The organism is Sandarakinorhabdus sp. DWP1-3-1 (assembly GCF_049896705.1).
GTDB lineage: Bacteria > Pseudomonadota > Alphaproteobacteria > Sphingomonadales > Sphingomonadaceae > Sandarakinorhabdus.
This window is the reverse complement of sequence record NZ_JAFCUV010000002.1, coordinates 244,356-256,985: the sequence shown is the minus strand read 5'-3', so window position 1 is coordinate 256,985 and position 12,630 is coordinate 244,356. Positions and strand designations below refer to the sequence as shown.

Sequence of the window (12,630 nt, the reverse complement as noted above, 5' to 3'; positions counted from 1 at the left end):
GTTACCAATAGGCGGTCAATCCGGGAGTTTGCCATGACCGTCGAAGCCGCTGTTAGACCCAAGACCCAGCCCCGCCCCAACGACCTCGGCCTCGACGGCTTCGAATTCGTCGAATTCACCAGCCCCGAGCCGGAGGCGCTGGCCGGGCTGTTCGTCGCGATGGGCTTCACCCATGTCGGCACCCACCGGTCGAAGAATGTCCGCCGCTATGCGCAGGGCAGCATCAACTTCCTGCTCAACATGGACACGACGGGCCAGGCCGCCGAATTCCGCAACGCCCATGGCCCGTCCGCCAATGCCATGGCGTTTCGCGTGGCCGACGCCAGCGCGGCATTCGCCGAGGCGGTGCAGCGCGGCGCCACGCCGGTGCACGGGCCCGTGGGGCCGATGGAGCTCAACATTCCCGCCATCGAGGGCATCGGCGGTTCGAACCTGTATCTGGTCGACAAGGCCGGCGAACACGAAATCTACGACATCGATTTCCGGCCCGTTCAGGGCGCCACCGCCGACGATCGCAGCGTCGGCCTGCACACGCTCGACCATCTGACGCACAATGTGAATCGCGGCCGCATGGCGCATTGGGCCGAATTCTACGAGCGCATCTTCAATTTCCGCGAGATCCGCTATTTCGACATCGAGGGCCAGTCGACCGGCCTGTTCTCCAAGGCGATGACCGCGCCCGACGACAAGATCCGCATCCCGCTCAACGAGAGCCAGGACGAGCACAGCCAGATCGAGGAGTTCCTGCGCGCCTACAAGGGCGAAGGCATCCAGCATATCGCGCTGGCGACCGACAATATCTTCGAAACCGTCGACAAGCTGCGCGCCAACGGCATCCGTTTCCAGGACACGATCGAAACCTATTTCGATCTGATCGACAAGCGCCTGCCAGGCCACGGCCATGACGTTGAGGAAATGCGCAAGCGCCGCATCCTCATCGACGGCGCCCCCGAAACCGGCGGCGGCATCCTCCTCCAGATCTTCACCGAGAACATGGTCGGGCCGATCTTCTTCGAGATCATCCAGAGGAAGGGCAACGACGGCTTCGGCGAGGGCAATTTCAAGGCACTGTTCGAGTCGCTGGAACTCGACCAGGTGCGACGGGGCGTCATCCCCGGAAAGGCTTGACACTTGAAGGGGGCGATGGCCGTCGACGCCTACATCGCCGGCCTTGATGCTCCGACGGCGGCGGTTGTGACACGGCTGCGTACGCTGGCGATGACGGCGGCCGAGGGCGTCACCGAGCACGTCAAGTGGAATGCCCCCAGCTTTTGCGTGGCCGGGGACGACCGCATCACCCTGGGCCTCGAACGGGCCGGCGGCGTCCGCATGGTGCTGCACCGCGGGGCCAAGGTGAAGGATAGCGCGGGCTTTGTCTTTGCGGACCCTGCGGGGCTGGCAAGATGGCCGGCGGTCGATCGCGGTGTCGTGACGATCCGGGATGCAGCGGCGCTGGAGGCGATGGCGCCGGCGCTGGCCGACGTGATGGCGCGCTGGCTGGCGGCAACGGCGTGAGGATGCAGCGATGAGCATGACCGGTTTCGGCAACCATTTCGCCACGGAAGCCATTCCCGGCGCGCTGCCCATCGGCCGAAACAGCCCGCAAAGGCCGCCGTTCGGCCTCTACGCCGAACAGCTCAGTGGCACCGCCTTCACCATGGCACGCGCCGAGAACCGCCGCTCCTGGCTCTACCGCCTGCGCCCGTCGGCCAACCATGGCGCCTTCACGCTGGCACTCGATCCGGCCGGCAACCGCACCTTGCCGGCCAGCCCAAACCGGCTGCGCTGGGACCCGCGACCCATCCCCGACGCGTCCACCAGTTTCCACGATTCGATAATGCCGATCCTGTGGAACGGCGACCCCGAAGCCCTGACCGGCGTCACCCTGTCGACCTATGCCGCGACGCAAAGCATGGGCAACCAGGCGTTCTTCTCCGCCGACGGCGAGATGCTGATCATCCCCGAGCATGGCCGGCTGCACATCGTTACTGAAATGGGCCTCATCGACCTCGAACCGCTCGAGATCGCCATCATCCCGCGCGGGGTCCGCTATCGTGTCGAACTGCCCGACGGCGCCGCGCGCGGCTATGTCACCGAAAACCACGGCGCGCCCTTCCGCCTGCCCGATCTCGGCCCCATCGGCAGCAACGGCCTCGCCAACCCGCGCGATTTCGAATCACCCGCCGCCTGGTTCGAGGATCGCGACGAACCCTTCGAGCTCATCCAGAAATTCGGCGGCAAGCTGTGGACGACGCAGCTGGCGCACTCGCCCTTCGATGTCGTCGCCTGGCACGGCAACCTGGCGCCGGTGAAATACGACCTTCGCCACTTCAATACCATCGGCACGGTCAGTTTCGACCACCCCGACCCGTCGATCTTCACCGTCCTGACCAGCCCCAGCGACACACCCGGGCGCGCCAACGCCGATTTCGTCATCTTCCCGCCGCGCTGGATGGTCGCCGAGGACACGTTCCGGCCGCCCTGGTTCCACCGCAACCTGATGTCGGAGGCGATGGGCCTGATCACCGGCGCCTATGATGCCAAAGCCGGCGGCTTCGCGCCGGGCGGGCTGTCATTGCACAACATGATGAACGCCCATGGCCCCGACGCCGCCAGCTGGCGCGCCGCGACCGAGGCGGAACTGAAGCCCCACAAGATCGACGGCACCATGGCTTTCATGGTCGAAAGCTGCTGGCCGTACCGCGTCACCGATTGGGCGATGGCGCGGGCCCAAAGCGACTATGACACCGCCTGGGACGGCTTCCCCAAGGCCGTGCTCCCCTAGAAAATGCGCCCCAGCACCAGGTAGATCGAGCCATTGCCCTCGCTCAGGCCATAGGCAAGCCAGGCCGGGCCGATCGGCGTATCGGCGGCGACGAAAAGGCTGGCTGCGGTGCGCAGGCTGCCGAGCGAGATGTCGTCGCGCGATGTCCAGACATTGCCGACCTCCAGCGAGCCGCCGAGGTACACCGGCAAGTCGAGGATTGGCGCCCGCTGGCTGAGCCGGTAATAGCCGACCGCCCGACCGAACAGCAGCTGCGGCCCGATCAGCGAATTGCGCTGCAACCCCGACAGGTTGAGAAAGCCGCCGAGCTGGAAATCGCCGATGAAGTCGCCACGCGCCCGCGATGTCGTCGCCAGCCGGCCGCCGAGGACAAGCGTGGCGCGGTCCCAGCTGATCGGTTTCTGGACGGTCAGGGAGATATTGTCGCGGGCGAACGCACCGCCGAACGCGGTGACATGGTCGATGACCTGGACCTGCGCGAACAGGCCCGAGCGCGGAAAGGTAAGCGAATCGAGCGTGTCGACGGTGAAGCCGACCCGCCAGTCGACGTCGCGGTTCCATCCGGGATCGATGCCGAAGCTGTTCGCCTCGTCGCCGGGGTTGAGGCCGCCGAAACGCACGCCGGCGCGCAATTCCCCCCAATTACCGAACAGCAGCCCGCCATCGACACCGACGCCCAGCCGCGACACCTGCAGCGAGGCCAGCGTCTGCTGCGACCCCTGCTGGATGACCAGCGACGAATACCGCTGGTAGTTGGCGATCGGCTCGACGAACACATTGCCGAACTGGCGGTAGAGGCTGGTTTCGAACAGCACATCGTTGCCGACCCGGGCAAAGCCGCGCCATTCGGCCCCGGTGCCGAGGAAATCGCGGTCGGTATACCCCAGCCCCAGGTCGAAGGTCGCCGATTTGCCGAAGTTGCTGGCGAGGATCAGCCCGGTCTGGAAATAGCGCCTGGTGCCGCGCGCGCCCTCGGCGTTGACGACCAGCGTGTTGCGGCCATCGGCGATATCGATGCGATAATCGACGCGATCGAACTCATCGAGCTTGAAGATGGCGCCGACATCGTCGCGCATCCTGGCGCCGTCGAGCATGTCGCCCGGTCGCGCCTGCACCAGTGCGCGAATCTCGTCCACCGGCACCTTGCTGTTGGTCGCCACCTCGACCCGGTCGATGCGGATCGGCGCCGGATTGGCACGCGCCCGCCGCGCCGCCAGATAGGCCGCCCACTCGGCCTCGCCAACCGACAGTGCCGCCAGACGGTCGCCCAGGCTCGCCGCCGCGGCACGGCCGCGCTCGATGGCAAGGTCGGACTGATTGAAGGCCGTCACCGACAGGCCGGTGATATCCGGATCGATCAGCACGTCGCGGCCGGCCATCGAATCGCGCTGGCGCTTGATGGCATCATAGCCGAGCAGCAGCTGCATCTGGGTGAACACGTCGAGCGCGCTGTTGATCTTGTCCGCCGACGACTTGGGCGGATCGCCGACATCGACGGCGATGACCACATCGACACCCATCCGGCGCGCCACGTCGATCGGCAGGTTGTCCGAAATGCTGCCGTCGACGAGCAGCAACCCCTCGCGCTTGACCGGCGGGAAGCCGGCGGGGATCGACATGCTGGCGAACACCGCCGTCGACAGATTGCCGCTGTCCATCACGACATGCTTGCCAGTGACGATATCGGTGGCGACGGCGCGGAACGGGATCGGCAGGTTGTTGAAATCCTCGGTCGCCCGCCACGGCGCCAGCAGCTCCTGCACCGTCGCGAACAATCGCTGGCCGCCGAGCGCACCGCGAGGCAGCACCGGCTTGCCGTCCTCGAGGCCCAGCCGATAGTTCAGCAACAGGTCGCGCACCTCGCGCTTGCGGCGGAACGACAGGTCGTTGCGGCTCGGGCTGTCGTTGAACACCGTCACCCAGTCGATGCCGTCGGCGATCGCCCGGATCTGCGCGGCGTCGTTGCCGATGGCGTACATGCTGCCGACGACGGCACCCATGCTGGTGCCGGCAATGACGTCGATCGGGATGCGGCGGCGCTCCAGCTCCGCGATGACGCCGATATGGGCAAAGCCCTTGGCCCCGCCGCCGCCGAGCACCAGGCCGATGCGCGGCCGATTGGTGGCGGCGAATACCGGCGGCGCCGGCCGGGTGGCGCCGGGATCGGGCGGCGGGCCGGGCTGGTCGGCCTGCACCGCGCCGCTCGCCAGCATGGCGGCAACCACCAGCAGCGTGCGCCAGCCCCACTGCAATATCGCCATGACCATGCTCCCACCCGCCAGTCGCTCGTAGCGGTGGCGGACCGACTTGGAAAGCGCGCCGCCCCCCTGCCCAGCGCCAGGCAGGTGACGGCGCCGCCGCGGCACGCTAACAGCACCGCCATGTTCGACCATATCGACAGCTGGATCTTCGACCTCGACAACACGCTGTACCCGGCGAGCGCCAGCCTGTTCCCGCAGATCGACGCGCGCATGGGCGCCTATATCGCCCGGCTGCTGGCCTGCGACCCGGCCAAGGCGTACCGGGTGCAAAAGGGCTTTTTCCATTCGCACGGCATGACATTGCCCGGCCTGATGGCCGAACACGGCGTCGATCCGCACGAATTCCTCGCCGATGTCCATGATGTCGACATCGATGTCGTGGCGCCAAACCCGCAGCTCGCCGAGCTCATCGCCCGGCTGCCGGGGCGCAAGTTCGTCTTCACCAACGCCGACGCCCCCTATGCGGAACGCGTGCTGGCCCGGCTCGGCCTGTCGAACAGTTTCGACGCGCTCCACGACATCCATGCGCTCGGCTATGTGCCCAAGCCGCAGGTCCCGGCCTATGCCCATATGTGCGCCGCCTATGCCATCGACCCGACCCGCGCGGTGTTCGTCGAGGACATGGCGCGCAACCTGGCGCCGGCCAAGGCGATCGGCATGACCACCGTGTGGATCGACAACGGCTCTGAACAGGGCCCCGGCGACGCGCGCGACCATATCGACCATATCATCCCCGACGTCGCCACCTGGCTGGCCATCGTCGTTGCGTCGCTGGAGGGCAAATGAGCATCGAAACCATCATCAACGACGCCTGGGAGGCGCGCGACACGCTGTCGACCGCAACCGCTGGCGACGTGCGCTCCGCCGTCGACGCCGCCCTCGCCGGCCTCGATGCCGGCGAACTGCGCGTCGCCCAACCCGACGGCGCCGGCGGCTGGACCGTCAACCAGTGGCTGAAAAAGGCCGTGCTGCTGTCGTTCAAGCTCAATCCCAACGCCCCCATCGCCGGCGGCCCCGGCGGCAGCCACTGGTGGGACAAGGTCGCGTCGAAATTCGACGGCTGGGGTGAAAACCGCTTTGCCGAGGCCGGTTTCCGCACCGTCCCCGGCGCCATCGTCCGCCGCGGCGCCTATATCGCGCCTGGCGCCGTCCTCATGCCGAGCTTCGTCAACATCGGCGCCCGCGTCGGCAAGGGCACCATGGTCGACACCTGGACCACTGTCGGCAGCTGCGCCCAGATCGGCGAGAACGTCCACCTGTCGGGCGGCGTCGGCATTGGCGGCGTGCTCGAGCCGCTGCAGGCCGGCCCTGTCATCATCGGCGACGGCGCCTTCATCGGCGCCCGCGCCGAAGTCGCCGAAGGTGTCGAGGTCGGCGAAGGCGCGGTGCTGTCAATGGGCGTCTATCTCGGCGCCTCGACCAAGATTATCGATCGCGCCACCGGCGAGGTCCATATCGGCAAGGTGCCGCCCTATGCCGTCGTCGTGTCGGGCACCATGCCCGGCAAGCCGCTCCCCGACGGCAGCCCCGGCCCCGGCCTCTACTGCGCCGTCATCGTCAAGACCGTCGACGCCCGCACCCGGTCGAAAACCGGCATCAACGAGCTGCTGCGCGACTGACCTTATTGCCACTTGCCCCGGCGATCGCTTTGCCGCCACATTGCGGCAAGTGATCGAGGGGACCGTCAACTTGCGCCAATTGCTCTGCGCCGCGCTGGCCGCGGCTGTATTTTCCATGCCGGCCGTCGCTGCCGAACGACCCGGCGAAGCCGCCTTCCGCGCGCTCTACAAGGATCTGGTCGAGACCAACACCACCCACAGCATCGGCGACTGCACGCTGGCGTCGAAGCGGATGGCGACGCGGTTGAAGGCAGCGGGTTTTGCCGACGCCGATCTCAACGTCTTCGTGCCCGAGGGCCTGCCGCTCGACGGCGGCCTGATCGCCACCTTTGCCGGCAGCGATCCCAAGCTGGGCGCCGTCATGCTGCTCGCCCATCTCGATGTCGTCGAGGCCAAGCGCGAGGACTGGACGCGCGACCCCTTCACGCTGGTCGAGGACGGCGGCTATTTCTATGCCCGCGGCAGCGCCGACGACAAGGCGCAGGCGGCGATCTGGACCGACACGCTGGTCAGGCTCAAGGCTTCGGGCGCCAAGCCGAAGCGCACCATCAAGCTGGTGCTCAGCTGCGGCGAGGAATCGCTGCCGCGGATCAACAACATCCGCTGGCTGATCGAAAAGCATCCGGATTGGTTGAAGGCCGATTTCGCGCTCAACGAAGGCGGCGGCGGCGCGCTGAAGCCCGATGGCACGCCGCTGGCGCTCAGCTTCCAGGCCGGCGAGAAGGTGACGCAGAACTTCCAGATCGTCGCCACCAATCCCGGCGGCCATTCATCGGTGCCGCGTCCCGACAATGCCGTCTACGCACTAGCAACGGCGCTCAATCGCGTCGGGTCCTATGAATTCCCGATCCGTTTCAACGATGTGACGCGCCAAACCTTTTCGGCGCTCGGCAAGATGACGCCGGGCCCGATGGGCGAGGCCATGCTGAAGCTCGTCGCCAACCCCGACGACAAGGCCGCCGACGCTGCCGTGTCCAGGGACCCACGCTTTCATTCCATGCTCCGCACCACCTGTGTCGCGACGCGGATCGAGGGCGGCCATGCCATTAACGCCCTGCCACAGCGGGCGACCGCCGACATCAATTGCCGGATGTTCCCGACCGACAGCCCGGCCGATGTCGGCGCGCAGCTGAAGGCGGCAATCGGCGATGCCCCCGTCACCATCGCCCCGATTCCGCCGGTCAATCCGGTCAACGCGCCGCCGCCGCTGAAGGGCGAAGTCTATGACAAGGCGGTCGCCGTGGCCGCGAAGCATTTCCCCGGCGTGCCGATGGTGCCGTCGATGAGCACCGGTGCCACCGACGCGCGCTTCCTGATCGCCGCCGGCCTGCCGACCTATGGCGTACCGGGCCTGCTCAGCGACGGATCGAGCAACGCCCATGGCCTCAACGAGCGGATTTCGGTCGAATGGCTGATGAAGGGCCGCGACTATCTGTTCGACCTGGTCAAAGCCTATGCGGGCGTGAAGTGAAAGCCGTCCTGATCGCGGCGCTGGTCGCCGCCGCACAAGTTGCCGTCACGCCGGTTGCCGCCGCCGACATCCGCCCCGACCAGGCCGCGTTTCGCGGGCTCTACAAGGACCTGATCGAGACCAACACTGCCTTTTCCAACGGCAGCTGCACGGTCGCCGCCGAGAAGATGGCGGCGCGGCTGAAGGCGGCCGGCTACAAGGACAGCGAAATCCGGCTATTCAGCGTGCCCGAGCATCCGCGCGAGGGCGGTCTGGTCGCCGTGCTGCCCGGCACCGACCCCAGGGCCCGGGCCATCCTGCTGCTCAGCCATCTCGACGTCGTCGAGGCCAAGCGCGCCGACTGGACCCGCGATCCGTTCGTGATGGTCGAGAAGAACGGCTATTTCTACGGTCGCGGCGCATCGGACGACAAGGCGCATGCCGCGATCTTCACCGACGCGATGGTGCGGATGAAAAGCGCCAGGCCGCTGCGCCGCACGCTGAAACTGGCGCTGACCTGCGGCGAGGAAGGCGGCAACGGCGATGTCTTCAACGGCGCCGAATGGCTGGTGAAGAACCACAAGGACTGGATCGACGCCGAATTCGCGATGAACGAGGGCAGCGTCGGCATCCGTGACAAGGACGGCAAGCCGGTGTCGCTCGGCATCCAGGCCGGCGAGAAGATCTACCAGGACTTCCACATCGAGGCGACCAACCCGGGGGGCCACAGCAGCCGGCCGCGGCCCGACAACGCCATCTACAGCCTCAGCGCCGCGCTCTCCCGCATCGGCAGTTACGAATTTCCGGTCCAGCTGAGCGACACCACCCGCGCCTATTTCACCGAAACCGCAAAACTGACCGGCGGCGAGGCCGGGGCGGCGATGCTGCGATTGCTGGCCAACCCCGCCGACAGCGACGCCAACGCCATCGTTTCGCGCGATCCGACCTATCATTCGATGCTGCGCACCACCTGTGTCGCGACGATGCTCGACGGCGGCCATGCCCCAAACGCCCTCGCCCAGCGCGCCGGCGCCAACATCAACTGCCGGATGTTCCCCGGCGACCCCATCGAGAACGTCCGCGCCCAGCTGCTGAAGGCCGCCGCGGACCCCTCCATCACCATCGTTCCGACCGGTGAAATCAGCCCGACACCGCCGCCACCGCCGCTGACGCCGCTGGTCTATGGCACCGCCAAGGCCATCGCCGCCAAGCATTTCCCCGGCGTGCCGATGCTGCCGGCGATGACGACCGGGGCCACCGACGGCCGCTTCCTCAACGCCGGCGGCATTCCGACCTATGGCGTGCCGGGTCGGTTTTCCGAACCCGAAGGCGGCGGCGTCCACGGCCTCAACGAGCGCAAGTCGGTCGCCGGCCTGTATGCCGAGCGCGATTACCTGTTCGACCTGATCACCGCCTATGCCTCCGCCAAGGACAGCAAATGACCCTGAAAGCCCTTCTGCTCGCCGCCGCCCTGGTCGCGCCCGCTGTCACCGCCGCCCAGCCGACGACGCTCCGCCCCGACCAGCAGGCGTTTCGCGAACTCTACAAGGAACTCGTCGAAACCGACACGACGCTGTCCGCCGGCAGCTGCACGCTTGCCGCCGAACGGCTGGCCGCGCGGCTGAAGGCGGCGGGCTACAAGGACGGCGACATCACCCTGTTCGCCGAAGCCGCCCACCCCAAGGAAGGCGGCATGGTCGTTGTCGTGCTTGGCAGCGACAAGAAGGCCAAGCCGATCCTCCTGCTCGGCCATCTCGACGTCGTCGAGGCCAAGCGCGCCGACTGGACCCGCGACCCGTTCGTGATGGTCGAGGAAGACGGCTATTACTATGGCCGCGGCACCTTCGACGACAAATCCCAGGCGGCGATCTGGACCGACACGCTGATCCGCTACAAAACCGCCGGAAAAACCCCGCGGCGCACCCTGAAACTGGCGCTGACCTGTGGTGAAGAGACCACCAACGCCTTCAACGGCGCCGATTGGCTGGCGAAAAATCGCCCCGAGCTCATCGCTGCCGAGTTCGCCATCAACGAAGGCGGCGGCGGCCAGTATGATAAGGCCGGCAAACCGCTCGCCCTGGGCGTCCAGGTTGGCGAGAAAACCGTCCAGAACTTCCAGCTGCAGGCAACGAATCGCGGCGGCCACAGCAGCGTACCCCGCCCCGACAACGCCATCACCGACCTGTCACGCGCCATTGTCGCCGTGAATACCCATGAATTTCCGGTCCAGTTCAACGATACGACGCGCAGTTTCTTCACGCTGATCGCCAAGGCGACCCCGCCACAGGTCGGCGAGGCCATCACCACGCTGCTCGCCAACCCTGCCGATGCCGCCGCCAACGCCATCGTCAGCCAGGATCCGACCTTCCATTCGACCCTGCGCACCACCTGCGTCACCACGCTGGTCGACGCCGGGCACGCCAACAACGCCCTGGCGCAGCGTGCCACCGCCAACGTCAACTGCCGGATGTTTCCCGGCACCGACCCCGAAAAGACCCGCGCCGATCTTGCCGCCGCCATCGGCAACCCCGGTGTCACCATCACCCTGACCCCGCCAATACGCCCCGTTGCCGTGTCGCCGCCGCTGAATCCCGCCGTGATCGGCCCGATGAAGACGCTCGCGGCCAAGCATTTTCCCGGCGTACCCATGGGTGTCACCATGTCGACGGGGGCAACGGATGCCATCTTCCTGTCGCCGATCGGTATCCCGACCTATGGTGCACCGGGCCTGTTCATCGATCCGGACGGCAACGGCATGCACGGTTTGAACGAGCGCATCCGCATCAATTCGCTGATGCAGGGTCGCGATTATCTCGACGATCTCGTCCACACCCTTGCCGATTGATGCTGCAGGGCTGGCGCATCGCGTCTCGCACCCCTAATTGGCCTCCATGGACATAGCGTCGCTTCTCACTCCGGCCGCCCTGTCGGCCTTTGGCCAGGTCGTATTGATCGACGTTGTGCTTGCCGGCGACAACGCGATCGTCGTCGGCGCCCTCGCCGCCGGCCTTCCGGCCGAGCAGCGCCGCAAGGTCATCATGATCGGCATCGTCGCCGCGCTGGTGCTGCGCGTCGCCTTTGCGCTGCTGGTCACGCAGTTGTTGCAGCTTGTCGGGCTGATTCTCGCCGGCGGACTGCTGCTGTTGTGGGTGGCCTGGAAGATGTGGCGCGAGATTCGCCACGACCGCGCCGTCATTGACGGCCCCGGCAGCGATGATTTCGCTGCCCATGGCGTCCCCAAACCCGCCAAAAGCTTTGCCGCGGCGGCCTGGTCGGTCGCACTTGCCGATGTCTCCATGAGCATCGACAACGTGCTCGCCGTTGCCGGCGCCTCCCGCGACCACCCCGAAATCATGGTGATCGGCCTCGTCCTGTCGGTGGCGTTGATGGGCATTGCCGCCAATCTGATCGCCAAATACATCGAGCGCTATCGCTGGATCGCCTATGTCGGCCTCCTCGTCATCGTCTATGTCGCCGGCAAGATGATCTGGGAGGGCTGGCACCAGGTCGCGCCCGTCGTCACGCCGCTGCTGAGCTAGGGCCGGAACCTCAGGGAATCAGCACCGTCGACCCGGTCGTGCGCCGGCTTTCGAGGTCGCGATGCGCCTGGGCGGCGTCCTTCAGGGCATAACGCTGGTCGATATTGACGGTGATGGCGCCCGATCCGATCATCTCCAGCACGCGGCCGCCATGGTTCCGATAGTCGTCGGGGCCCAGATAATAGTCGAACATCGTCGCCCGCGTGGTGAACAGCGAGCCTTTCCGCGCCAATATGCCAAAGTCGACCGGCCCCACCGGCCCCGAGGCATTGCCGAAACTGACCAGCAGACCACGCCGCGCGAGGCTGTCGAGCGACATGTCGAACGTCGCCTTGCCCACGCCATCGAGCACGACATCGACGCCGCGCCCCCCGGTCAGCGCGCGGACCTGCGTCGCCATGGTCTCGTCCTGCACCAAGCCATGGTCGGCGCCATGGCCCATGGCGATCGCCACCTTGTCGGGCGTGCCGGCAACGGCAATGACATGCGCGCCAATGGCTTTCAGCCACTTCACCAGCAGCTGCCCGACGCCGCCGGCCGCCGCCGGTACCAGCACCCATTGCCCCGCCTGCACCCGCGCGCAGCGCTCGATCAGGAACTCAGTCGTGCAGCCCTTGAGCATGCCGGCGGCCGCCGCCTCGTCGCTGACGCTGTCGGGCAGCACCACGACGCGGTCGGCAGCGATGTTGCGATGCGTCGCATAGGCCCCGATCGGTCCCCAGCAATAGCCGACGCGGGTGCCCGGCTGCAGCGTGACGCCTGCCCCGACGGCCTCCACGACCCCGGCCGCCTCCAGCCCCACGCCACTCGGCAGGGGCAGCGGATACAGTCCGGTCCGATGATAGGTGTCGATGAAGTTCAGCCCGATCGCGGTGTGCCGCAGCCGGATCTCACCCGGGCCCGGCGCCGGCACCTCGTTTTCGACGAGTTCCAGCACGTCGGGACCGCCGACAGCGGCGAAAGTTATGGCCGACAT

11 protein-coding genes are annotated in these 12,630 nt (G+C 66.9%); 9 read left to right on the top strand and 2 right to left on the bottom strand.

Features of this window, described 5'->3' with window-relative positions; all coding sequences use genetic code 11:
* Window positions 1-33 precede the first annotated feature (33 nt).
* Genes hppD through hmgA form a run of 3 tightly spaced genes read left to right on the top strand, consistent with a single transcriptional unit; the run spans window position 34 to window position 2,785 of the window.
* Entirely contained in the window at window positions 34-1,128 is a 1,095-nt protein-coding gene (hppD, locus tag ACP7AI_RS10615; RefSeq protein WP_426167115.1) for a 4-hydroxyphenylpyruvate dioxygenase, read from the top strand.
* Window positions 1,129-1,143: 15 nt separating this feature from the next.
* Window positions 1,144-1,515 (top strand): DUF1801 domain-containing protein, encoded by a 372-nt coding sequence (locus ACP7AI_RS10610; protein ID WP_426167113.1) that lies wholly within the window; start codon window positions 1,144-1,146, stop codon window positions 1,513-1,515.
* A 16-nt stretch (window positions 1,516-1,531) separates the two neighbouring features.
* A complete protein-coding gene (gene hmgA, locus ACP7AI_RS10605) occupies window positions 1,532-2,785 on the top strand; it encodes a homogentisate 1,2-dioxygenase (RefSeq protein WP_426168306.1) in 1,254 nt (417 codons plus the stop codon).
* Here hmgA and ACP7AI_RS10600 read toward each other — a convergent pair.
* A complete protein-coding gene (locus tag ACP7AI_RS10600) occupies window positions 2,782-5,046 on the bottom strand; it encodes a patatin-like phospholipase family protein (RefSeq protein WP_426167111.1) in 2,265 nt (754 codons plus the stop codon). The two genes, hmgA and ACP7AI_RS10600, sit on opposite strands and share 4 nt — an antisense overlap.
* A gap of 120 nt (window positions 5,047-5,166) precedes the next feature.
* On the opposite strand from ACP7AI_RS10600, the gene ACP7AI_RS10595 reads away from it, so the two are divergent.
* The 6 genes from ACP7AI_RS10595 to ACP7AI_RS10570 are packed head-to-tail and all read left to right on the top strand — an operon-like array spanning window position 5,167 to window position 11,654.
* Window positions 5,167-5,832, top strand: a complete 666-nt coding sequence (locus ACP7AI_RS10595) for a pyrimidine 5'-nucleotidase (protein ID WP_426167109.1) — start codon at window positions 5,167-5,169, stop codon at window positions 5,830-5,832.
* Entirely contained in the window at window positions 5,829-6,665 is an 837-nt protein-coding gene (locus tag ACP7AI_RS10590; RefSeq protein WP_426167107.1) for a 2,3,4,5-tetrahydropyridine-2,6-dicarboxylate N-succinyltransferase, read from the top strand. The genes ACP7AI_RS10595 and ACP7AI_RS10590 overlap by 4 nt, the downstream gene beginning before the upstream one ends.
* 49 nt (window positions 6,666-6,714) lie before the next feature.
* Window positions 6,715-8,136 (top strand): M20/M25/M40 family metallo-hydrolase, encoded by a 1,422-nt coding sequence (locus ACP7AI_RS10585; RefSeq protein WP_426167105.1) that lies wholly within the window; start codon window positions 6,715-6,717, stop codon window positions 8,134-8,136.
* A complete protein-coding gene (locus ACP7AI_RS10580; protein WP_426167103.1) occupies window positions 8,133-9,557 on the top strand; it encodes a M20/M25/M40 family metallo-hydrolase in 1,425 nt (474 codons plus the stop codon). Before ACP7AI_RS10585 ends, ACP7AI_RS10580 begins: the two co-directional genes overlap by 4 nt.
* Complete coding sequence (locus tag ACP7AI_RS10575) at window positions 9,554-10,960, top strand: M20/M25/M40 family metallo-hydrolase (protein WP_426167101.1); 1,407 nt, start codon at window positions 9,554-9,556, stop codon at window positions 10,958-10,960. The genes ACP7AI_RS10580 and ACP7AI_RS10575 overlap by 4 nt, the downstream gene beginning before the upstream one ends.
* 46 nt (window positions 10,961-11,006) lie before the next feature.
* Window positions 11,007-11,654, top strand: coding sequence for a YjbE family putative metal transport protein (locus ACP7AI_RS10570; protein ID WP_426167099.1), 648 nt, complete (start codon window positions 11,007-11,009; stop codon window positions 11,652-11,654).
* Between the two features lie 10 nt (window positions 11,655-11,664).
* On the opposite strand, the gene ACP7AI_RS10565 is transcribed toward ACP7AI_RS10570, so the two are convergent.
* Window positions 11,665-12,630, bottom strand: a complete 966-nt coding sequence (locus ACP7AI_RS10565) for a quinone oxidoreductase family protein (RefSeq protein WP_426167097.1) — start codon at window positions 12,628-12,630, stop codon at window positions 11,665-11,667.